This window comes from Terrimonas rubra, from assembly GCF_042686025.1.
Taxonomy (GTDB): Bacteria; Bacteroidota; Bacteroidia; order Chitinophagales; family Chitinophagaceae; genus Terrimonas; species Terrimonas rubra.
The window spans coordinates 450,593-475,388 of record NZ_JBHUOZ010000003.1; the positions used below are offsets into that span (position 1 = coordinate 450,593).

General features: G+C 43.8%; 16 protein-coding genes. 12 read left to right on the forward strand and 4 right to left on the reverse strand.

The genetic code is table 11. The features are described 5' to 3' along the window. Positions 1-190 precede the first annotated feature (190 nt). The 9 genes from ACFS6H_RS11420 to ACFS6H_RS11460 all read left to right on the forward strand — a co-directional run bounded on the left by ACFS6H_RS11420 (position 191) and on the right by ACFS6H_RS11460 (position 12,353). A complete protein-coding gene (locus ACFS6H_RS11420) occupies positions 191-1,606 on the forward strand; it encodes an alpha-L-fucosidase (RefSeq protein WP_386098448.1) in 1,416 nt (471 codons plus the stop codon). Between the two features lie 17 nt (positions 1,607-1,623). Then, positions 1,624-2,733: a redoxin domain-containing protein gene (locus ACFS6H_RS11425; protein WP_386098451.1), complete on the forward strand. Its 1,110-nt coding sequence runs from the start codon at positions 1,624-1,626 to the stop codon at positions 2,731-2,733. Between the two features lie 161 nt (positions 2,734-2,894). Beyond that, entirely contained in the window at positions 2,895-5,858 is a 2,964-nt protein-coding gene (locus ACFS6H_RS11430; RefSeq protein WP_386098454.1) for a GH92 family glycosyl hydrolase, read from the forward strand. Positions 5,859-5,996: 138 nt separating this feature from the next. Continuing rightward, complete coding sequence (locus ACFS6H_RS11435; RefSeq protein ID WP_386098457.1) at positions 5,997-6,818, forward strand: alpha/beta fold hydrolase; 822 nt, start codon at positions 5,997-5,999, stop codon at positions 6,816-6,818. A gap of 75 nt (positions 6,819-6,893) precedes the next feature. Further along, positions 6,894-9,200, forward strand: coding sequence for a GH92 family glycosyl hydrolase (locus tag ACFS6H_RS11440; RefSeq protein ID WP_386098460.1), 2,307 nt, complete (start codon positions 6,894-6,896; stop codon positions 9,198-9,200). A 25-nt stretch (positions 9,201-9,225) separates the two neighbouring features. Beyond that, positions 9,226-9,873 (forward strand): alpha/beta hydrolase, encoded by a 648-nt coding sequence (locus ACFS6H_RS11445; RefSeq protein WP_386098463.1) that lies wholly within the window; start codon positions 9,226-9,228, stop codon positions 9,871-9,873. A 264-nt stretch (positions 9,874-10,137) separates the two neighbouring features. Next, on the forward strand, positions 10,138-11,322 hold the full coding sequence (locus ACFS6H_RS11450) for an acyl-CoA dehydrogenase family protein (protein WP_386098466.1): 1,185 nt from the start codon (positions 10,138-10,140) through the stop codon (positions 11,320-11,322). Between the two features lie 121 nt (positions 11,323-11,443). Further along, positions 11,444-11,953, forward strand: a complete 510-nt coding sequence (locus ACFS6H_RS11455; RefSeq protein ID WP_386098469.1) for a shikimate kinase — start codon at positions 11,444-11,446, stop codon at positions 11,951-11,953. Further along, entirely contained in the window at positions 11,946-12,353 is a 408-nt protein-coding gene (locus ACFS6H_RS11460; RefSeq protein ID WP_386098472.1) for a DUF423 domain-containing protein, read from the forward strand. The genes ACFS6H_RS11455 and ACFS6H_RS11460 overlap by 8 nt, the downstream gene beginning before the upstream one ends. Here ACFS6H_RS11460 and ACFS6H_RS11465 read toward each other — a convergent pair. Further along, a complete protein-coding gene (locus tag ACFS6H_RS11465) occupies positions 12,330-14,282 on the reverse strand; it encodes a sensor histidine kinase (protein ID WP_386098475.1) in 1,953 nt (650 codons plus the stop codon). The genes ACFS6H_RS11460 and ACFS6H_RS11465 overlap by 24 nt on opposite strands. A gap of 212 nt (positions 14,283-14,494) precedes the next feature. Here ACFS6H_RS11465 and ACFS6H_RS11470 point away from each other — a divergent pair, with 212 nt between their 5' ends. From ACFS6H_RS11470 to ACFS6H_RS11480, 3 genes are all read left to right on the forward strand, one after another. Then, entirely contained in the window at positions 14,495-17,185 is a 2,691-nt protein-coding gene (locus ACFS6H_RS11470) for a DNA translocase FtsK (RefSeq protein WP_386098478.1), read from the forward strand. A gap of 113 nt (positions 17,186-17,298) precedes the next feature. Beyond that, on the forward strand, positions 17,299-17,949 hold the full coding sequence (locus tag ACFS6H_RS11475) for a LolA family protein (RefSeq protein ID WP_386098481.1): 651 nt from the start codon (positions 17,299-17,301) through the stop codon (positions 17,947-17,949). 243 nt (positions 17,950-18,192) lie between these two features. Beyond that, complete coding sequence (locus tag ACFS6H_RS11480) at positions 18,193-19,155, forward strand: bifunctional riboflavin kinase/FAD synthetase (RefSeq protein ID WP_386098484.1); 963 nt, start codon at positions 18,193-18,195, stop codon at positions 19,153-19,155. Between the two features lie 5 nt (positions 19,156-19,160). Here the strand turns inward: ACFS6H_RS11480 and ACFS6H_RS11485 are convergent, their stop codons facing one another. From ACFS6H_RS11485 to ACFS6H_RS11495, 3 genes are all read right to left on the reverse strand, one after another. Further along, positions 19,161-19,931, reverse strand: a complete 771-nt coding sequence (locus ACFS6H_RS11485) for a hypothetical protein (protein ID WP_386098487.1) — start codon at positions 19,929-19,931, stop codon at positions 19,161-19,163. A 157-nt stretch (positions 19,932-20,088) separates the two neighbouring features. Next, positions 20,089-22,017: a TlpA family protein disulfide reductase gene (locus ACFS6H_RS11490; protein WP_386098490.1), complete on the reverse strand. Its 1,929-nt coding sequence runs from the start codon at positions 22,015-22,017 to the stop codon at positions 20,089-20,091. A 217-nt stretch (positions 22,018-22,234) separates the two neighbouring features. Further along, complete coding sequence (locus tag ACFS6H_RS11495) at positions 22,235-24,652, reverse strand: S9 family peptidase (RefSeq protein WP_386098493.1); 2,418 nt, start codon at positions 24,650-24,652, stop codon at positions 22,235-22,237. Between the last annotated feature and the right edge of the window lie 144 nt (positions 24,653-24,796).

Here is a 24,796-nt window from a genome sequence, read left to right on the forward strand (position 1 = left end):
GCTCGTATCTCGCCGGGTATGGCTGCAACGGGGTCGGGCTATCCGCTGCAAGTCCTCGCCCGGGTAACAATCATAAAGGTTCGTTCCTTACCTTGTACATCCGTACGGGCTGCGGGCTTTCCGCTGCTATCCCTCACGCAATTGCAATGAAATAGTTAATTCAATCAATAAGCAGTTTTAAAAAATTACAATGACAAGTACAACAAAAAACAGGTTTTTTCTTTTGGCATTTGTGAGCATCATGTTGTCCGTGCCGGGTATCGTAACAGCACAGTTAAAAACGGTTAATGCCAAATTACCGGCATTACAGCAATCCTTTGTCGATCTGCGTTTTGGTATGTTCATTCACTACAATATACCTACGTATATGAATCAGGACTGGGCCGATCCTGAAGCACCCGCTTCTTTGTTCGATCCTAAAAAACTGGATTGTAACCAATGGGCGCAGGCTGCTAAAAGTGCCAACATGAGTTATGGTTGTTTAACCACCAAACACCATAGCGGCTTCAGTATCTGGGATACCAAAACCACGCCTTATAACGTAATGAACAGCCCTTTAAAACGCGATGTGGTAAAAGAGTTTACCGATGCCTTCCGCAAAGCCGGCGTTAAAGTCATGTTGTACTATTCTATTTTAGATACCCATCATAAACTGCGCCCCAACTCCATTACACCGGCGCATATTAAAATGGTAAAAGACCAGATCACGGAACTGCTTACCAAATACGGGAAAATTGAAGCCCTTATCATCGATGGCTGGGATGCGCCCTGGTCAAGGATCAGTTATGATGATATTCCTTTTGAAGAAATTTACTTACTGGTAAAAAAACTACAGCCCGATTGCCTGGTAATGGACCTGAACGGTGCCAAATACCCGGCCGAAGGCATGTTCTACACCGATATCAAAACCTATGAAATGGGTGCCGGTCAGCGTGTAGAGGAAGAAAAAAACCGTATGCCCGCCCTGGCCTGTTTACCGTTAAATGGCTCCTGGTTCTGGAAAGAAGACTTCCCTACAACGGCTGTAAAAGACCCGGTAAAACTGATCAATGAAACCCTCATCCCTTTAAACAAGGCCAACTGTAACTTTATTTTAAATGTAGCCCCTAATAAAGATGGCTTAATTGATGATAATGCGATTGAGGCTTTAAAGCAAATTGGTAAAAACTGGACTAATGCCGGTCCCCTGGAACAACTGCCCGCACTGGATGCGCCCATCATCTCCTCAAACCTGGCAACAGGCAAGCCCACCAACTCCAGCTGGAGCGATGATATGAATATCATGGACTTTGCCAACGACGACCGTTACAGCTCTTCCTGGGTATCTAACCACACGGTAAAACAGCCCTGGTTTGAAATTGACCTGAAAAAAGCAACCGCCTTTAATGCTATCTCTATTACCGAATCTCATCCCAATATCCGCAAATACCGTATTGAATACTTTACCAACGGCGCCTGGAAAACCTTACTGGAGGGTGAAGTAAGTAAAAATGTAAAAGTGCACCGTTTTGCCAGGGTAACAGGCTCTAAAGTGCGTATTCATATCCTGGGTGCCCGACGCCAGGTTTCGATTTCCGAAATAGGTATATACAACGAGAAAATATAATCCCTTAAATCATAATCATGAAACAATCCATACAGTGGATGTTGCTGATCGTTATAGCCTTTACCGCTTTGCCGGTAAGGGCTGTGGCGAACAACGGGTATACCATTACAGGTACTATCCGTTCTTTTGTTGCTACCGAAGTCTATCTTACCTATGGTACCGTAGGCAAATCGGGCATTGATACCGCAACGGTAAAAAACGGCAGGTTTATTTTTAAAGGAAAAGTAAAAGAGCCCACACCGGCCATGTTATTCTCTAAAGATTATAAAGTACGGCTCGATCTTTTTATTGATAACGGGCTCATTACGGTAACGGGTAATGCCGACTCTATGTACAGTTACAAAGTATTTAGTAAACTGGCAGCGGTAAAGGAGTTTGAACAGTTTAACCAACGCATTATGCAAAACCGGCAACATACCATTGCCCTGTTTCAGCAGGCATATGAACTGCGCAATGCCGGTGATAGTAGTAAAGCAAACGAACTGCAACAACAGGCTGATGCACAGTACAAATCTGAATTTGCCATGCGTAAGGAATATGCATTGGCCTATCCCAAAAGTTATATAGCAGCCAAAGAGTTGTTAGCCTATACCGATGGAGCCAACCTGCCGGTAGCTATTGAGGGGTATGAAAATATGGATCCAACAATCAAAGCCTCTGCTATTGGTAAAGAGTTGGAGGAGAGGATCAATATCTTAACAAAAGTGGAACCAGGTAAACCGGCCCAGGCCTTTACACAGGCCGATGTAAATGGTAATCCTGTAAGCCTGGCATCTTATAAAGGAAAATATGTCCTGGTAGAATTCTGGGCCAGTTGGTGCGGCCCCTGCCGTGCCGAAAACCCCAACCTGCTGGAGCAATACAACTTATATAAAAACAAAGGCTTTGATATTGTTGGTGTTTCTCTTGATGATAATAAAGAAAAATGGACCACAGCCATCGCCAAGGACGGCATGCCCTGGACACAGGTATCGGATTTAAAAGGCTGGAACAATATGGTGGCACTATTGTATGGTGTGAGGGCCGTTCCGGCCAGTTTTCTCATTGATCCGGCAGGTAAAATTGTAGCCAATGACCTGCGCGGTGAAACCCTCAATAAAAAGCTGCAACAACTTTTTTCCGAGTAAACTTACTAAGGCCAACCAGGTGAATATAAACTGGTTTATATAGCTCAAAAAATGTAAGTTTGGGGGCTATTATAGTCCCAAGGGTAATTATTAAACTTACAATAGGCAGGCAGGTTAAACAAACCAGCCTGCAACTGACCAACAGAAAATAAAATATACAGATGAAAAAAATCTTGCTCTCTTTTGCCGCCTGTGCATTTTCATTACTATCGTTTTCGCAGCTGGTTGATAAAGTGACCAATCCCATTGATTATGTAAACCCTTTAATGGGTACCGACTCTGAAGTGGGCCTGTCTAATGGTAATACCTATCCTGCCATTGGCCTGCCATGGGGTATGAACCTGTGGACACCACAAACCGGTAAAAACGGTGATGGCTGGCAATATACTTACCGTGCCAATAAAATACAGGGCTTTAAACAAACCCACCAGCCTTCGCCCTGGATGAACGACTATGGTCAATTCTCCATTATGCCGGTAGTAGGTAAAGGAGTGTACAAACAGGAAGAAAGAGCAAGCTGGTTTTCGCATAAATCGGAAATAGCTAAGCCTAACTATTATAGCGTTTACCTGGCCGATCATGATGTAACAACCGAATTAACGCCTACTGAAAGAGCAGCGATGTTCCGCATTACTTTCCCCAAAACGGACAGCGCCTTTATTGTAGTAGATGCTTTTGACAGGGGCTCTTATGTAAAAGTAATACCGGAGCAAAATAAGATCATCGGTTACTCTACCCGTTACAGCCGTGGTAACCTGAAGAACTTTAAAAACTACTTTGTTATTGTCTTCAACAAACCATTCAGCAATATAGCTACCTGGAATAAGGACGAGTTGAAAAAAAATGTGGCGGAAATGACCAGTGACCAAAGCGGTGCATTGGTAGGCTTCTCCATAAAAGGCAAACAGGACCTGGTGATCGCTAAAGTAGCATCTTCTTTCATCAGTGCGGAGCAGGCTGAATTAAATTTAAAAGAATTAGGCAATGATAATTTCGACCAGCTGGTAACAAAAGGTCGTGATATATGGAACAAAACCTTAGGTAAGCTGGAAGTATCAGGTGGCTCTATTGATGATATCCGCACTTTCTACTCCTGTTTATACCGCACACTATTTTTCCCGAATAAACTATACGAAAAAAATGCACAGGGACAGATCGTGCATTACAGTCCCTACAATGGCCAGGTATTACCGGGTTATATGTTTGGCGGTACCGGCTTCTGGGATACTTTCCGGGCTTTGTATCCCTTCCTGAACCTGATGTATCCTGCCATTAACAAAGAAATGCAGGAAGGCCTGATCAATGATTATAAAGAGGGTGGTTTCCTGCCTGAATGGAGCAGCCCCGGTTTTGCCGATATCATGATCGGTAATAACTCGGCTTCAGTTGTGTCTGATGCTTATATCAAAGGCTTACGTGGTTATGATATTGAAAAACTATACGAGGCTCTATTACATGGCGCCAATAATGAAGGCCCCATGACAGCCGTAGGCCGTAAAGGTGTGAAATACTACAATTATTTGGGTTATGTGCCTTACGATGTTGGTATTAATGAAAATGCGGCCCGTACCCTGGAATATGCTTATGATGACTTTACCATTTATCAATTGGCCAAAGCATTAAAAAGACCACAGGCCGAAATTGATCTCTATGCAACCCGCAGCCAGAACTACCGCAACCTGTTCAGTAAAGAACATAAACTGATGCGCGGCCGTAATAAAGATGGCAGCTTCCAGTCGCCTTTCAATCCTTACAAATGGGGTGATGCTTTTACCGAAGGTAACAGCTGGCATTACAGCTGGAGTGTTTTCCATGATGTACAGGGGCTGATTGACTTAATGGGTGGCCGTAAAGATTTTATTACGATGCTGGACTCCGTATTTATTATGCCGCCGGTATTTGATGATACTTACTATGGTGGTGTGATACACGAGATCAGGGAAATGCAGATCGCTAATATGGGGCAGTATGCACACGGTAACCAGCCTATACAGCACATGATCTATTTATATAACTATGCCGGGCAGCCATGGAAAACCCAGCATTGGGCAAGAGAAACCATGAACCGTATGTATAAACCTACGCCCGACGGGTACTGTGGTGATGAGGATAATGGGCAAACATCTGCCTGGTACGTGTTCTCGGCTTTAGGTTTTTATCCTGTATGTCCCGGTACCGATCAATATGTGTTTGGTACACCGTTATTCAAATCGGTAACACTGCACCTGGAGAATGGTAAGAAATTTGTGATACAGGCGCCTGCCAGCTCAGCGCAAAACAAATATGTACATGCCCGTAGTTTAAATGGTAAACCCCTGACCAAAACCTTTATTACGCATACCGATGTATTAAAAGGCGGCCAGTTGCTGGTACAACAAAAAAAAACGCCGAGTTTTACTTTAGGTGTAGAGCCCAATGAAGTGCCTTACTCTTTCTCACATCCTTTATACAATCCCGATGCAAAAAAATATATACCTAAGGATGTAAGTAAGGCCGTGTCAGAATTAAATAAAATATACCGCCACGATTCGGTTACTAAAAACGGGTATACGCTGGTATTTACCGTAAAGGATGAAAACTTCAGCGCTGTTACACAAAAGCGTATGACGGATGCTTTCTTTGAAGTGTATCCTAAGCTGGCAGCTGAATACAATGCCAACACCCTGAAGAAAGTAAGCTTTGTGGTAGATCCTTTTTACAACGGTGTGGCTGCCACCAGCAATGGTGTAGTGGTATACAGTCCTGAATGGTTAAAAAATAATCCCGAAGATATTGACGTGGTAACCCACGAAGCCATGCATATTGTACAAAACTATGGTGGTAACCGCGTGCCGGGCTGGGTAACCGAGGGCATTGCCGATTACGTACGTTATAAATTTGGCATTAATAACCCCGCTGCAAAATGGGCCCTGCCTGATTGGGATGCCAAACATAATTATACCAACAGTTACCGTATTACGGCACGATTTTTTAACTGGATAGAAACAAAAGTGAAACCCGGTTCGATGGTAGCCCTGAACCAGGCTGCCAGGGAAAATAAATTCAGCCGCGACATATGGGAACAAACAACCGGTAAAAGCCTCGATGAACTCTGGGCAGATTATGTAACAGCTAAAGGCGAATAGTATACCCGGTACATGCGCAATGTTTAATAGCCGGCTTTATTACTTTGGTTGCTGAATATATACACAACGATCTGCTGCCAGCCACAAACAGGAAGAACAGCTAATAAACCCTCATATTTTAATATTAAACATTGTATCATGAGCACTATTAAATTAAACGACCAGACAGAAATTTATTACAAAGACTGGGGCAGCGGACAGCCCATTGTTTTTCATCATGGCTGGCCATTATGCAGTGATGACTGGGATAAACAAATGTTGTTTTTCCTGGACCAGGGATACCGTGTAATTGCGCATGACAGGCGCGGCCACGGACGTTCTACCCAAACAGCCGATGGCAATGAAATGGATACCTATGCTGCCGATGTAGCGGCATTAACACAGGCGCTTGACCTGAAAGATGCCATTCATATCGGGCACTCGACCGGCGGAGGCGAAGCCATCCGTTATATTGCCAAACATGGTAAAGGACGAGTGGCTAAAGCGGTTCTTATTGGTGCGGTTACCCCCATTATGGTAAAAACGGCCGGTAATCTGGATGGCGTGGATATGAAGGTCTTTGATGATATACGCAATAATGTATTGACCAACCGCCAGCAGTTTTACCAGGAACTGCCCATTCCTTTTTATGGGTATAACCGCGACGGGGCAAAAAAATCACAGGGTGTAGTGGATAACTGGTGGCGCCAGGGTATGATGGGTGGCATTAAAGCACAGTATGATTGTATCAAGGCTTTTTCCGAGACCGATTTTACGGAAGACCTGAAAGCCGTGGATATCCCGGTATTGGTATTACATGGCGAGGATGACCAGATCGTGCCTTATAAAACAACAGGCGTGGCAGCAGCTAAATTACTGAAGCAGGGTAAATTGATCACTTATCCCGGTTTATCGCATGGTATGCCTACTGTTAATGCCGATGAAATAAATAAAGACATCCTGGCTTTTCTTAAATCATAAACTGTTGCCCTGGTTTTATTTGCATTACACTATTTTTATATATTAAAGTTTACAATTACATAGTATTAAATCAAGATGATGTTAGCTAAAGCTTTTTTGAGTGCAACTGTTGTTGTGTCACTATCAGCAACAGTTGTTGCTCAAAACAATGGTTCCGAACTACTGCGTTATGTGAAACCAACAACCGGCACAGCCCGTATGGGGCATGTGTTTCCCGGCGCTACCGTGCCCTTTGGTATGGTGCAGTTAAGTCCGGATACGGACACCATCCCTTACGAAGTAAATGGCAGGTATAACCCGGATGTATATAAATACTGTGCGGGTTACCAGTACGAGGATAAAACCATTGTAGGCTTTAGTCATACCCATTTCAGCGGTACGGGGCATTCCGACCTGGGTGATCTGCTGGTAATGCCTACTGTAGGCACTTTGCAGTTAAATCCGGGGGTGGCTTCTGATCCAAAAACAGGGTTTCGCTCCACCTATTCGCATGATAATGAAGAAGCATCACCGGCTTACTATAAAGTTAAATTAGACGATCACAATATCCTGGCCGAGTTAACGGCCACCAACAGGGTAGGTGTGCATCGTTATACTTTCCCGAAAAGTGACCAGTCGCATATTATACTGGACCTGATGCACGGCATTTACAATTACAACGAAAAAAATGTATGGACTTTTGTGCGTGTGGTGAACGATACGCTGGTAACAGGTTATCGCCAGACACATGGCTGGGCACGTACCCGCACCGTATATTTTGCCATGACCTTCTCCAAACCTTTTAAAAGTTATGGCAGTAAGAACTTTGATGAAAAGCAGGCCTATCGTGGTTTCTGGGGCCGTTTTGACCAGAGCAGAAACTTCCCCGACCTGGCAGCCAAAAAACTGCGCATGCATTTTGACTTTGATACCAAAGAAGGCGAGCAGGTAATGCTGAAGATGGCTATTTCTTCTGTTAGCCAGGAAGGTGCATTAATGAACCTGCGTACAGAAACACCGGGCTGGAGTTTTGAAAATATACAACAACAGGGCCGTGACCTGTGGGCAAAAGAATTGAACAAGGTGGTAATTGATGCAGACGATAACGAAACCAAAGAAAATTTTTATACAGCTATGTATCACGCGGCTTTATCGCCAACAACCTATATGGATGTGGACGGCCGTTACCGTGGCCTGGACCAGGAGATACATACGGCTAAAGGATTTACCAATTATACTACTTTTTCCCTGTGGGATACTTACCGGGCACTGCATCCGCTGTTCAATATACTACAACCTAAACGTAATGGGGATATGGTACAATCCATGTTAGTGCATTATGACCAGAGTGTATTAAAAATGTTACCCATCTGGAGCCATTATGCCAATGATAACTGGTGTATGATCGGTTATCATGCCGTTACAGTTATTGCTGATGCAGCAATGAAGGGTGTTCCGGGTTTTGATGCCAATAAAGCATTGGATGCCTGTATAGCCACGGCCAACAGGAGGGATTTTGATGGTATTGGATATTATATTGACAAAGGTTATGTGCCGGAAGATAAAAGCGGCTCTTCGGTTTCCAAAACCCTGGAATATGCTTTTGATGACTGGACCATTGCACAACTGGCCAAAAAACTGGGTCGTATGGATGTGTATGAAACATTCATGAAACGTTCGGAGAATTATAAGAATGTATACGATGCTTCTATCGGTTATATGCGTCCCAAACTGAACGATGGAAGCTTCAGAAAGGAGTTTGACGTATTAAGTACCCATGGCCAGGGTTTTATTGAAGGCAATGCCTGGAACTACAGTTTATATGTACCGCACCAGCCTAAAGAATTGATCAGTATGATGGGCGGCGATAAAAAATTTGTGGCCCACCTGGATTCCTTATTCACCATGCATTTACCGGATGAGTTTTTTGCCGGAACGGAGGATATTACCCGCGACGGTATTATTGGTAACTATGTACATGGTAACGAACCGTCGCATCACGTGGCCTACCTGTACAACTATGCCGGCAAGCCCTGGAAAACCCAGGAGCGTACCCGCATGATCTTAAAGAAACAATACCATTCCGGCCCCGCAGGTTTGGGCGGTAATGATGATTGCGGACAAATGAGTGCCTGGTATATTTTTTCGGCATTAGGTTTTTACCCCGTGGCTCCCGGCAGCACTTACTACGATATTACCAGTCCGGCAGTAAGCAAAGCGGTGATTAACCTGGATAATGGCAAAAAGTTTGAAATTGAAACCATCGGCCAGTCAGATAAAAACGTTTACATCAGCAAGATTTTATTAAACGGCAAACCCTACAATAGCTGGCAGTTAAACCATGCCGATATTATGAACGGTGGTAAAATAACCTATTACCTGTCAGCCAAACATGGTAAATAAGACATTGAGGTAAACAGGTAGATCAATGGCAAAAAAGCTGTACATATTTAGCGGGCTTGGTGCCGATGAAAGGGTTTTTGAACGGCTTGATTTTCCCGGTTTTTCAGTGACTTTTATTAAATGGATCACTCCGCTGAAAGGGGAGTCAATTGAACAATATACTGCCAGGTTGTTACAGCAGGTAACCACGCCAAAGCCTGTATTAATTGGTCTTTCTTTTGGTGGCCTGATCGCCGTAGAAGCTGCGAAGCAGGTAACAACGGAAAAAGTGATACTAATAGCTTCCGCCAAAACAAAAAACGAGATACCTTTTTATTACCGTTTTGCCGGGGCGCTCAGGTTACACAAACTGGTACCTGCAAGCCTGTTCAAAAGGTCAAATACCATCACCCACTGGTTTTTCGGCGCATATACTGCTTTTGAAAAAAAGCTGTTAAAACAGATCTTACAGGATACTGACCCGGTTTTTTTGAACTGGGCCATCGATAAAATTGTACGCTGGTCCAACCGAACACCCATTCAAAACCTGTTTCACCTGCACGGAACAAGCGACCGGATCTTACCGCTGCGATTTGTACATTGTGATATGACCATTAAAAATGGCGGCCATTTTATGACACTGAACAAAGTGGAGGAGATCAACCGTATTTTACAACAACAGTTAATTGATTAAACCGGGTCAATATTCCGGAATTCGTTTAACAGGCAAGCAATAAAGTTTGCCTGTTTTTTTATACCCTTTGGCGACAAATCTGCTGCCCAACCTTGTTGGTGCAGTACAAGTGTGCGACGCAAGGCACGATGATTAGGATTACTACAGTTGGCGTCCTAAAAATCTTAGATCTCAGATCTGAGATCTAAGATCTGCTTCGCACAGACTTTTTAGGTTTCGACAGCCCGTATTTCTTACCTTTGTACCCTAAAATTACTTTGCTATATGTCAGTGAATAAAGACCAGTTTGTAAGCCCGGATTATTTTGGTGTAGATGAATTATTGAGCGAGGAGCATAAATTGATCCGTGAATCGGTACGCAGTTATGTAAAAAAAGAAATTTCGCCCATTATCGAGGATTATGCACAGCGTGCCGAATTTCCTGAACAGATAGTAAAGCAGATGGGTGAACTGGGGTGTTTTGGCCCTACCGTTCCTGAACAATATGGCGGTGGCGGTTTGGATTATATCAGTTATGGTTTAATGATGCAGGAGCTGGAGCGTGGGGACAGTGGTGTACGCAGCACCGCATCGGTACAGGGTTCCCTGGTAATGTACCCGATTTATGCCTATGGCAGCGAAGAGCAACGCAATAAATATTTACCCAAGCTGGCCAGCGGTGAGTGGTTAGGTTGTTTCGGTTTAACGGAGCCCAACCATGGCAGTGATCCCAGCAGTATGCTTACCAATATTAAAGATGCCGGTGATCATGTTATTTTAAACGGCTCCAAAATGTGGATCAGCAATGCGCCTTTTGCACAGGTAGCTGTGGTATGGGCCAAGGATGAAGCAGGTGTGGTACGCGGCCTGGTAGTAGAGCGTGGTATGGAAGGTTTTTCAACCCCCACTACACATGGTAAATGGAGCCTGCGTGCCAGTGCTACCGGCGAATTGGTATTTGACAATGTAAAAGTGCCGAAAGAAAATATATTCCCCAACGTACAGGGCTTAAAAGGCCCCCTGGGTTGTTTAACCAAAGCCCGTTATGGTATTGCCTGGGGTGCAGTTGGTGCCGCCATGGATTGTTATGATACGGCTTTACGTTACAGTAAGGAGAGGATACAGTTTGGTAAACCTATCGGTGGTTTCCAGTTGCAGCAAAAAAAGCTGGCGGAGATGCTGACCGAAATTACCAAAGCCCAGTTACTGAACTGGCGTTTGGGAGTATTGATGAATGAAGGAAAGGTTACGCCGCAACAGGTGAGTATGGCCAAACGGAATGCCTGCGAAATTGCTACCAATATTGCCCGCGATGCCCGCCAGATGTTGGGCGGTATGGGTATTACCGGTGAGTACAGTGTAATGCGTCATATGATGAACCTGGAAAGTGTGATCACTTACGAGGGAACACATGATGTGCACCTGTTAATTACGGGTATGGATGTTACGGGATTGAATGCATTCAAGTAAGGCTGAAAGAAAAAAGCTTAAAGCGGAAAGCTTAAAGCAGAAGGCTGAAAGCTAAACGCTTAACTATTATTAATTGTTAATTACTAATTATTAATTAATAAAGCTGTTCATTGCTTAAAAAATGATGAAGATTTTCTTAATAGGGTTTATGGGTACCGGTAAAACGCACTGGGGGCGTTTGTTAAGCCGCAAGATGGGTCTTCCGTTTTTTGACCTGGACGAGCAGATCGTGAATTCGGCCGGTAAAAGCATTAATGAAATATTTGCGGAGAAGGGAGAGGAGCAATTCCGTTTACTGGAAAAAGAAACCCTGCATATCATTGCCGAAAGTCATGAGTCCTTTATCATGGCCTGCGGCGGTGGTACGCCTTGTTTTTTCAATAATATAGTTTACATGAAAGAAATGGGAACGGTGGTATGGATCAATACCAGCGCCCAGACCATTTTTGAAAGACTGCTGAAAGAAAAAGACCATCGTCCTTTATTGCGTGACCTATCCGATGACCAGCTGAAGAATTTTATTGCGAAAAAGATTGCTGACAGGAGGATCTATTACCAGCAGGCCCAGGTAACCATTGAAGAGGAGAGCATCGACATTGACAAATTTGTAGATACCTTATTTCATGCATAGATCATTATTAATGACGGCTGCCCTTCTGGGGGCATTAGGCGTAATACTGGGCGCTTTTGGTGCCCATGGTTTAAAAGAGTTAGTACCACCCGAAACGGTAAACGCTTTTCAAACCGGGGTGCAATACCAGATGTACCATGTATTTGCCTTGTTATTTATTGGTGTATTGTGGCAAAACTTCTCTTCCAAATTATTAAAAGCTGCCGGTAATTGTTTTTTACTGGGTATGTTACTGTTTTCCGGCTCTCTTTACCTGATTACGATACTCAAGGCAAACGATATAACCGGCCTGGGTAAGCTAGGCATCATTACGCCTGTCGGTGGCCTGTTTTTTATAGCGGGCTGGTTATTACTTTTCCTGGCCCTGCTGAAAAAATCACCAGAACAGGGGCAGGCTTAAACTGGTTACCGTACCGTCGTTGGCATATATTTCATAAGTGCCGCCAATGCCTTCCATCCTGCGTTTAATATTGTTTAACCCATTGCCAAACCGGCGGATACCATCCATATTAATGCCCTTGCCATTGTCTTTAATGGTTATTTCCAGGTGAGTATCCAGTGTAACTTTAATGTTTACCTCTGTTGCCTGGGCATGTTTTAAAATATTATTCAAACTCTCCTTTACACTTAAGAATATATTGCGGCGTTTATCACCCGATAATTCAATATGCGGGATGTTCTCCGGTATTACCTGGAAGCGCAGCTGGATGGCGGTATTATCAAAATAATCCTGCGCATAAGCACGTATATAGGATACCATGTTATCCAGCGAGTCATTACCACTGTTCATACTCCAGATAATGGCATTCATCTTATTCAGTACGTCATCGGCAGACTGGGATATTTTATCGATCTCTACGGGCGTATTTTCCTGCATTTTATGACGGGCCATTTCGCTCATCAGCCTTATAACGGTCATGCCGGCTCCCAGTTCATCATGCATATCGGCCGAGATCCGCTGCCGTTCTACTTCCTGGGCCTTTAATACGGCCAGTTCTTTTTCATACTCTTTACGCTGGTTCTCCGCTTTTAGTCTTTCACTCTCACTGGTCTCCTCCACAATGCGGCGGTTGTTTTTATAATTCAGTGCCGCCATAAAAAATACCAGTTCCAGGAACAACCCTGCTTCATACTGGAATACAGATGATTTGAAGACGGAATTACTGAAAGGTAATTGCATCACGATGGAAGAAAGGGATATCAGCGAGAAAATCAGCAGCATCAGGTTACCCCAGAATACATAACGCATCAGCTTATCCTGCCAGTTACGGCGGGCATAGATAATAAAGATGAGCATTACAATAAGCAGGGCCAGTTTCATGCCATTCTCCAGACCGTACTGCGCCATGAAATTATCGGTAAAATAGAAGATATAACAGTAAAAGACCAGTCCCACAATCAATATCCAGGTGCCCCAGTTATACAGCTTGTATAAAAACGGGTAACGTTCTTTTGTGTTCAGGTAACTGCGCATGAATATCATGTAAAAAATTATACCCACGGCATGTAAAATAAAATCAAAGGACTCTTCAATAATATAACCGGCGGTAATGGCCCTGAAGGTGAACACGGCCTTGGTAAATAGCATAAGTCCGGTAAAAAATGCATAGCCTGAATAATAGAGAAATTCAATATTACCTTCCTGGTAATAATTGGCCATAGAATACAGTACCATCATGGCCAGCAGGCCGCAAAGGAAATAGGTAACAATTTCACCGGTCTTGTTTTGCCCGTGTTGTTTGGCTGAAAATGCTTCTATAAAAGATTTGCCTATCAGGCGGGGTATAAACCGGTTCACATGGGTTTTAATACAGGTCAATACAACAACGAAAGTAGCAGAATCCTGCGGCGCCAGGGCAAGCATACGGTAACCAATGCTGTCCTCAATAGCGGGTAATATCTTGGGTTCGGCTACCAGTCGGTTATCAGTCAGCCGGTATATATCTATCTGCCAGAAATAAAAGCCGGGGAAGAACCATACGGCAGCAGCTGTATCAGTATCATTCCGCACCTTAAACTTAACCACCAGGGGCTGGGTAACCTGCTTTAATGTATTTCTCACCGGCGGAATGGCGGCACTGTCCAGCGACTTCAGGTTGAAGGTATCAGTAAAATGTTCGCTGTCTTTAATATGTATACCCCTTGTATAGGCTGCAATGTCCTTGTAAAAATTAATCTTGCTCAGTTGTACATAATCATCCTGTTTACCGGCAGGTTTATTTTGGCTGAAACCCGTATGGCCGGATAAAATAAACGGAAAAACGAAAATAAAAATGCGTATGTCTTTACGGCATAATATACTGGAACAATGGTTAGTAGTGAAAGCCATACTTTTTAGCTTTGGTATTAGTGGTGGCCCAAACCTACGAAAAAAAAACGGGCGGCGGTCCGCCTATCTGCAGTTGAATACCAGGGATATATGCCCGGGTTTGCCGAAAAAACTTTATCTTGACAGTGACCCGGATGTTGTGAAAATGATAAACTTTTAGCCGGCCGCCTATATTGGGTGTAAAAAATGAAACTATATTATCTTTGTGAACTATGGCTAATAAGCTGAAAAAAGAGACGCCGAAAAAAAAGAGCCCCGCTGCTGCGGATAAGAAGACCTGGAAACCCGAAAAAACGGAACAAATTGACCTGAAAGCATTGGCAAAGGACGAACGTACCCATAAAATACTGGGGGCGGTATTCCTGTTATTGGCTATATTTTTAGGTATTGCCATATTATCCTATTTCGCCACCTGGCGGCAGGACCAGGATGAAGCATTCAGGGGCAGCAGCATTTTGTGGGATGATAAGGTATCGGTGGCCAACCTGATGGGCAAAATCGGAGCCCTGGTTTCCCATTTCTTTATTTACAAAGCTTTTGGTATTGCCTCCTTACTGGTATGTACCTTCTTTTTTGTGGTGGGTATTAATTTGCTTTCCAGCAGGAAAGTATTTTCCATTTCGCGTAATTTAAAATATGTGACACTGGGGGTGCTGGTACTCTCCGTTTCAATGGCTTTTATATTCCGTAACAGTGAGTTCTCCTGGGGCGGTGGTGTAGGCCGTATGATGAGCAACTGGCTCATTGGTATACTGGGTAATATAGGTACAGCCGCTATCTTGTTATTAATGGCTGCAGGTTATTTCATCTGGCAATTTAATCCTGCCTTTAACCTGCCGGTGAAAAACAAGCCGGTAACAACACCGGAAGCAACAGAGGAAGATGATACAGAAGAAGCAACAGAGCCGGAAGAAGAAAAACAACCTGTAGTAAAACCTGTTGTGGCCGAGCCGATGGTAATAAAACCCAGGGCTAATAAATTAAAAGAGGATGGTGAGCCAGCTGTAGTGAAACCGGTAATAGCAGAAGAAAAGCCTTCTTACGACTTTACACTTGTTGAAAAAGAAGAAGCCGAAGAAGAACCTGCCGCAACACTCACGGTGAATGACATGTTTGTAGAAAAGGAAGTGGTGGCAGATATGTTACATAGCCGCGATGAGATTGTTCCTGAAGAAGAGACAGAAGAGGATATTGTTGAAGAAGAGGCCCCGGAACCGGAAGAAGAAACACAACAAAGCAAACCATCGGTTTTAGTGATACCGCCTGTATCCAAACCTTCTAAAATTGTAACGGTAGGCCCTAATGATGGGGGATTGACCCTCGAGATCAAAACCAATGCAGAAGAAAAGCCGGAAAATGAGCCGGAAATAAAATCGGCGGAAACGGTGGCCAAATTACCGCCTTATGAGCCTACACTTGACCTGAAAGATTATAAGTACCCCGGGCTCGACCTGCTGGAAACACATGGCAGTGAAAAAATTGTACAGGATCCCGCTGAGCTGGAGGAAAATAAAAACCAGATCATCTCAACCTTACGCAACTATGCTATCGAGATACAGAAGATCAGCGCTACAGTGGGGCCAACGGTTACCCTGTACGAAATTGTACCGGCAGCAGGTGTACGTATCTCCCGTATCCGTAACCTGGAAGATGATATTGCCCTTAGCCTTGCTGCCCTGGGTATCCGTATCATAGCGCCCATACCGGGTAAAGGAACCATTGGTATTGAAGTACCCAATACCCGTAAAACGGTGGTGAGCATGAAAACACTGCTGGAATCGGAAAAATTCCAGAACAGTGCACATTCCCTGCCTATTGCTATTGGTAAACGTATTGATAATACTGATTTTATAGTGGACCTGGCTTCCATGCCGCACTTATTAATGGCAGGTGCTACCGGCCAGGGTAAATCGGTAGGCTTAAATGCAATACTGGTATCGTTATTGTATAAAAAACATCCATCGCAGTTGAAGTTTGTGCTGGTTGACCCTAAAAAGGTGGAATTAAGCATTTATAAGACCATTGAGCACCACTTTTTAGCCAAACTGCCTAACGAAGACGAGGCGATCATCACCGATACACGCAAGGTAATTAATACTTTAAATGCCTTGTGTATTGAAATGGATAACCGTTACGACCTGTTAAAAGAAGCAGGTTGCCGGAATATAAAGGAGTATAACAGCAAATTTGCGGCCCGTAAGCTGAACCCGGAAAAGGGGCACCAGTACCTGCCGTTCATTGTGCTGGTGGTGGATGAGTTTGCCGACCTGATCATGACAGCAGGCAAGGAAGTGGAAATGCCGATCGCCCGTTTGGCCCAGCTGGCCCGTGCGGTGGGTATTCACCTGATCATTGCCACCCAACGTCCGTCGGTGAATATTATTACGGGTACCATTAAGGCGAACTTCCCGGCACGTATTGCCTTTAAAGTGAGCAGTAAAATTGATAGCCGTACTATTTTAGACGCCGGTGGTGCAGAGCAGTTGATCGGTAAGGGCGATATGCTGATCAGTTTTAACGGCGAGATTGTGCGTTTGCAGTGTGCTTTTGTGGATACGCCGGAAGTGGATAAGATAACCGATTTTATCGGTTACCAGGAAGGCTACCCGCAGGCATTTTTACTGCCGGAATACGTGGATGAAAAAGAGCAGGAGGGTAAGGACTTTGACCTGGGCGATCGTGACAGTTTATTTGAGGATGCGGCAAAGCTGATCGTGATCAGTCAAAGCGGCAGCACCTCATTATTGCAGCGCAAAATGAAACTAGGCTATAACCGGGCCGGGCGTTTAATGGATCAGCTGGAAGCAGCCGGCATTGTGGGCCCTAACCAGGGCAGTAAGCCCAGGGAAGTGTTAATTAAAACGGATATGGAACTGCAGCAGCACCTCGATCTGTTAGGTTAGCAGAATGTTAAGAAAACCGGTTATTTGCAACCAATTTATTTCCAAACGGGTCTTGCAGTAGCGTAAAGCCTATATATTTGCAGGCCGTTTTAAGACTAAATAATAAAAAAACAATGAAGAATTTTTATTTGAGCGTACTATTGTTAACTGTGGCTTTTACTGGCTTGCAGGCTCAAAAAAGTGACCCCGAAGCAAAAAAAGTATTGGATGCTGTAAGCGCTAAGTTTAAAACGTATAAAGCGGTACAGGTAGGATTTTTATATTCCATAGAAGATGCCAAGGGAAAAGTACAAAGCAAAAAAACGGGCACCCTTTTAATGAAAGGCACCAAGTATAAAGTAACGTTTGGCGACCAGGAAATTTACAGCGATGGTAAAACCACCTGGAACTATGACAAAAGCGCCAAAGAAGTTACGGTGAACAATGTGTCATCTGATGCCAATGCGTTTACCCCACAGAAATTATTCACCAGCTTTTACGATAAAGACTTTTTATACGTGTTGAACGGTGAGAAAAAAGTAGGGGCTAAAACCCTGCAGGAAATTCAGCTGACACCAACCGATAAAAGCAAAGCTTTCCATAAAGTATACTTAACGGTTGATAAAAATGCAAAAACCATTCAAAGCACTAAGATATTGGAGAATGGTGGCAACAAGATCAACTATACACTGAACAATATGGTAACTACCGTTAATCCCGCGGACGCTTCTTTTGTATTTGATGTAAAAAAATACCCCGGCGTAGAAGTGGTAGACCTGCGGTAATCAACACTTTATTTATAACAGGCCCTTGCAACAGCGAGGGCTTTTTTTATGGTTTTGCCGGCAGTAGTAACACTTAGCAGCCCGCGTTGCGACGCTCCGTTCATCGTTCCGTTCTTTGTGCACCAGGCCGGAAAACCTTTTTCCCGGAAAGCTGTGTTTAAATTCTGAATTCTGAAATCTGAAATCTGAAATCCGAAATCCCCTCCAACATCTTCATTTCCGTTTATCTTTGCACCTATTATTATGCAAGTACACTATAATATTGATCAGCTACCCCGGTTTAAAAATGCAGTCATTACCATCGGTACTTTTGATGGGGTACACATGGGTCACCGCCAGATAATCGATAAACTGAAACAGGAAGCAGCGGCTAATGACGGTGAGACCGTTATCATTACTTTTCACCCGCATCCGCGTAAAGTGGTGTCTTCGGCTATTTTAGGCATCCGGCTCATCAATACCCTACACGAACGTATCCTGTTACTGGATAAACTGGGTATCGACCACCTGGTAGTAGTACCTTTTACCGATATGTTTGCAAACCAGTCTGCCGAGGAATATATCAGGGACTTCCTGGTGGCTAAATTCAACCCGCATACCATCATCATCGGTTACGATCACCGTTTTGGACGTGACCGTTTAGGCGATTACCGCCTGCTGGAAAAACTGGCAGCTACCTATAGCTATAAACTGAAAGAAATCCCCAAACATATACTCAACGATATTTCTATCAGCTCCACCAATATCCGCGAAGCTATTTTACATGCCGATACGGAGACCGCAAATGAACTGCTGGGTTATCACTTTTTCTTTACCGGTAAAGTGGTGCATGGCGATAAATTAGGCCGTGAGCTGGGTTATCCTACGGCCAACCTGGCGATAGAAGATGAAGAAAAGATATTGCCGGGCAATGGTATTTATGCGGTATATGCCGATGTAATGGAACTGGTATCGGCCAATGGGGTGCCACAGCTACCGGAAACACCGGCTTTAAAAGGCATGATGAGCATTGGGTTCAGGCCTACGGTAAATGGCACCAAAAGGGTAATAGAAGTGAATCTCTTTGAATTTAACGAAGATATCTATGACCGGTATGTGACCGTGTACATTAAAAAATACCTGCGTGACGAAGTGAAGTTTGAAAGCCTGGCCCATTTGGTTCAGCAAATAGACCAGGACAAACTTGATAGCCTGGCTGTTTTATAACCGGCTTAAAATGATATTTTAAATTCCAGGGCAGTGGGGTCAGTCGTGATATCGCTGAAAGTACTGGTGATGGTCACTTTCTTTTTATCGGCCGATAAAACGGCATTCTTTCCCTCTACTTTTTTAGCAGGCCTGGGTAAGTTATACACGATGGTATTTTTTACTTCCATGCCCATAGCGCTCATTTCCTGCATGGCTTTGGTTGCTTCATCATTACCATTCGTAAAAGGATTTTCTTTGGTCTTATCCAGTGTTTTCTCAATACTGTTTTTAGTATAGGTGGTGATATAATACTCGTCAAAAGTAGCGCCTAATAAAGATTCTTTATCTTCCTCTACCGCCTCACCTTTACCGTCGTCCAGTACTTTATCCATGGTGGTATTTAAAAAACGTTGCGATAAAATATTGATCTTTTCAATATCGGTAAGGTTTTTAAATGGAATGTTGGACTGGGTATAAAAAACGCCACTGTCAACATTTATATTAATACGGATATTACCGGCTGATAACAATTGTTTTTCTTCGGCAGTAAGCTTGTCATTTTTTGCTGCCAGGTCTTTAACCTGTATCAGTGTATCAATTTGTTTTTCCCTTGCCTGCTCTAATTGCTGCTCCTGGCCCATAGCTTTGACCATTTCAAATACTTCGCCCAGGTCAATTTTAGTATCTAAAGAACCGGTACCGTTTTCGTTGATGGTAATATTCCTTACAATTTCAAGGCAACCTGTTAAGGAAAATAATGAGGCGATGAGTAACAGTGAGAATAATTTTTTCATGTATTGTTGTATAGTTTAAAAAGCAAAAATAACATCTATACCCACTTCATGGGTATTTTATAACCGGAAACTGGTTTTTTAACGAAATAACCGGGCGGTCAATAAACAATAAAGCCGGCAAGCGCCGGCTTTATTGTCTGGTAAACACCATTTTATATTAGAATGCTTTGCCGGAGGCAGAAGCTTCTTTTGCCAGGTCGATCATCACGCTTAATTCCTCTACTAATTTGTCATCACTGCCACTGAATCCTACTGATTTAAAGCGTACTTTACCGTCAGCACCAATAATGAATTTGGTGGGGATGCCGTCTACTTTAAAATCGGTAACCACTTTATTTTCATTATCTAACAGTACATCAAAACTGTATTTGTTTTTTTCAATAAAGTCACCGGCGTTTTTCTTTTTATCATCTACCTGCTCCCAGGTATTTACAAATAAGAATTTAACATTGGGGTCTTCTTTGTATTTGTCCACCGCTTTTTGCATACCGGGGAAAGAAGCGATACAAGGGCCGCACCAGGTAGCCCAGAAATCAACGATAACGGTTTTACCTTTTAACTCGGTAATATCTGTTTTTTTACCATCCAGGTTGTATAACGCAAAAGTAGGGGCTGTTTCGTTGAGGATAGATTTTTTCAACTCCTCTACCATTTTCAGGTAGCTCTCTTTTTGTAAAGCGGTAATATAATCATCATAACCGGCTTCGCTTTTGTTTGTTTTTACATAAGCTTCTTTCAGCAGGTCTTTAATTTCTGAATTGGCTTTACCATCTTTTACAAATGTTTCCAGGTCTTTTTTATACTTGGCAACAGGTAATGCTTTAGCGGCCAGTAAAGCATAGGTAGCATTTTCATCTACATTTTTACCCTCGGCAATAACCAGGGCTGCTTCTTTGGCATAAGGCAGGCCTTTTTTATAGTTACCCATGCGGTATTGGATCATGGCATAACTGTCGGCAAACATACCGTAAGTTGATTTACGCTGCTCATCCCATTGTTTGGTGGTCAGGTAATCCGGTTTTTTAACGGTTGGTTTTTTCCATTCTGCTTTGGTGGTATTTACTGCAAAGCGGGATAGTTCTTCAGCCAGGGGCAGGTTACTGCTGTCTTTCTGCATTTCCCAGGCCACGCTGTTGTATAAACGGGCTTTGGCTACATTGTCTTTGACGTCAGCGGTTTCAAGCACTTTTTTCAAACCGTCCCAGTCTTTTGCTTTAATATACAGCGGTATTAAACGTTCTTTATAAAAAGCCAGGTTGGGTTTTAAGAAAGCCCAGTTTGAGTCAACTTCGGCTTTGGCCGTAATATCTGCCAGCATTTTTTCTTTTTTGGCCAGGTCCTGCTCACGGTTAAAATTGTTCAGGGCATCGCTGGCAACCCATTGGCCGTTGGGGAATTTTTCTTTCTTCAGGTCTGTGAATATTTTAGCCTGTTGTGGCAATTTAGCCAGGCCGTATAAAGAGGTCAGGGTATTATAGTCGGCTTCGGTTTTTAAACCGGTTTTCAATAAGTCCTCAATTTCTTTTTGTACGCGTGCCGGACCTTCAGCTTTGTTTACCGTGTTAAACATGCGCAGGTAGGCAAGGTTGTTGGCTTTTTTGCTGTCGGGGTGTAATTCAAATTCTTTTTCATAGGCTTTTAAAGCCGCTTCATTATTAGCTTCAAGGCCTACGGTTGTGCCATAGTATTGGTCGTAAAACGATTTGCTTACATAACTGCCTTGCTTGGGCTTACCATCTTTATATAAATGAATATAGAAGCCTTTATTAAAATTATTATCAAATTTTTTATCGGCTGTAAAAGCAAAGTAGATAAAGTTGCTGGCAGTGTCGGTGGGTACTACACCTACCAAACGGCCATTGCTGCGGCGTAAAGGTATCTCTACTACCTTTTGCCCGGCCCCTAACTGGTAACCGATAGCTTCGGGTAATAACTGTATACCGGTGAGGTCGCCGCCTTGCTGGTAGGAGATATGAATGGTATCACCGGCTTTGGGCTGTTCCGGTGTGTAGGTGAAATTGGATTGGGCATAGCTGGCGGTGCTGCCTGCTATTAATACGCCCAGGAGGACATTTTTAATATACATGACTATAACTGTTTATGTTAACAATAATATCTTATTATTTCATACGGGCTGTAAGTGTATTAATACACTTTGTTTATGGCAATCGTGGTGGCAGTGGTCAGCTCAATAGCATTACTGCAGTTAAATGGAGCGTCGCAACTATGTTCAATCAGGGCTATACAGCCGGGGCTCCATATAAATTTAAACAGGCAGGTAAATGGTGCCACTAAAGTTAGGATTAGTTTTTTAAAGTTGTTTCAAATAATTTTAAAATGCGTTTATATTCATCGGTCCAGCTGCTGGGTTCAACAAAACCATGGCTTTCTACGGGGTAGGAAGCCAGTTCCCAGTTATCCTTGCCCAGCTCAATCAGCTTCTGGGATAGTTTTACCACATCCTGGTAGTGTACATTATCATCTACCACGCCATGGCACATGAGCAGGTTGCCTTTGAGGCCGCCGGCAAAGTAAATGGGAGAGCTGCGTTTGTAAGCAATACTGTCCTGTGCAGGCTCGTTCAGGATATTGGCAGTGTAACCGTGGTTATAGTTGGCCCAGTCGGTAACCGGGCGTAAAGCCGCACCCGATTTAAACACCTCCGGCTCCGTAAACAAGGCCATTAAAGAGATAAAGCCCCCGTATGAACCACCATAGATGCCAATATTTTTGGGATTAACGCCGAAGTTCTGTGTCATGTATTTCACTGCGTCAACATGATCGGAAAGGTCTTTGCCTCCCATATGACGGTAGATGCCGGTACGCCAGTCGCGGCCATAACCCGCACTGCCGCGGTAATCAATATCCATTACATAATAACCGGCATCAGCCAGCAGGTTATTGAACATGTATTCACGGAAATAGGAGCTCCACCATTTGTGGGCATTTTGTAAATAGCCGGCGCCGTGTACAAATAATACGGCCGGTTTGCCGGGGTGGGGATTAGCCGGCTTGTATACCCTTGCATATACCTGTGCACCATCGGCAGCAGTAAAGCTGATCACATCGGGCTGGCGCCAGGCGTAGCTGTTAAACTCTGCTGATCTTGCTTTAAAAGTTATTTGCTGCGGTTTGGCGCCGGGTTGGTTGGCCTGTATATATAATTCCCAGGGTTGGGTGGGGGTAGAATATAAAAAGGCAATTTGTTTTTCATCTGGTGACAGGGTCACATTATTGGCTCCCTCCATAATGGTAATACGTTCTTTTTTACCGGAAGCAATATGCAGGCGGTAAAAATGTTTTTCACCGGGGTGTACTTCGTTGGTGGTGATATAGAAGTATTGATTGTTGTTGGAGAGTTGTGCATCCTGTACTTCGTAATTACCATTGGTTAACTGTGTCTTTTTACCGGTATTAAAGTTGAAAGTATAAATATGCGCATAACCACTTTCCTCGGACTGGTACCAGGTAGTTACCGGGTCTATCCAGCCACCACTGCGCCAGCCGCCGGGTCCACCGATCCAGGCTTCGTTACGTTCACGGTTTACCAGGGTAAGTTTTTTGGTGGCGGCATCCCAGCCCATGATCCATTTATCTTTATTATCCAGGGCTCTTATTTGTATAGTGGCATATTTACCATCAGGCGACCAGTTGGCGCTGCCCCAGTTTAATTTCCTGTTTTCCGGCTTTTTCTTAAACAGGGCAGGGTAGTCTTTTGCATAATCCGGTGCATCCAGGATGCCGGGTATGGAGTCGGTAGAAAAACTATAAATGGTGTCCAGCGTCCTGTCATAAATATAAAACTCATTAGGTGTTTGTACACTGCCCACTTTGGTCCTGCTGGGTATATTGGTGGTATAACCCGATGCAGTAACATAGTCCGGTACAAAGGTGGATACAGAACTAGCTGCCGGTTGCGGGCTGAGTATATAACTAACAAACCGCCCGTCAGGACTCAGGTTAAGCCCGCGTAAGGTTTTGCCCTGTAACTGGATGCCGCGTTTGGCAGGTTGTTCCACTGATTTATTGTAACGTTCCCTTTCTTTCCGGTTGTCATCACGCTGGCGTAATACTTCAAACAAAAACAGCTGGTCGTTTTTTAACCATTCGTCCTGTTTGTTGGTGTTTTGATTGCCGGCTCCCTGGCCACCACGACCACCACCTCCTGCGCCACGGCCCATTGGCGGTGCGGCAGCGGGTGCAGTGCTTCCTTCGGTCTTAATTTCGGTAAGCTGTTCGGTAGTACCGGTGCTGATATCCCAGGCATACAGGTTTTGTGAACGGCTGTAAACAATGCGGCTATCGTTAAAGTAAAAGCCGGGATTGCTTTCCCAATCAGCCGTCTGGGTAATACGTAAAGTGCGGGCGGGTTTTAAAGTGGTATAAAAAATATCGCCGTCCTTCACATATACATAGGCTGTACGTTTGGTATTATAGGTAACCGCACTGGCATAAAGAATATTTGTTTTCTCCTGCGGTGTGGCTTTTACGGGTGTTTTATTACCGGCCGTAATATAATAGATGGAATCGCTGGTATTATTATCCGGGTTCCAGGTGAAATAAACGGTACTGCCATTTATATCCCACTGGGGCGTGCCGGGCTGGGTACCCATCCATTTCGGGTCCCGCATGATCTTTTCTACGGTAAGCGGGGAGAGGGATTGGGCGGTAAGGGAAGAGCTAAGCAGTGCTCCAATAAAAAAGAGTATTAAATAACGCATGATGATGAGTTAAGGACGAAAAATATTTAAGGTGCTAAATTTAATTAATTCAGTTGGTTTAATATTTTATAAGATGAGATATTTCCCTCTTCAGGGGTATTTACATGAAATCAAGTGTAAAAACAAAAGAGGTTACCCTGAAGG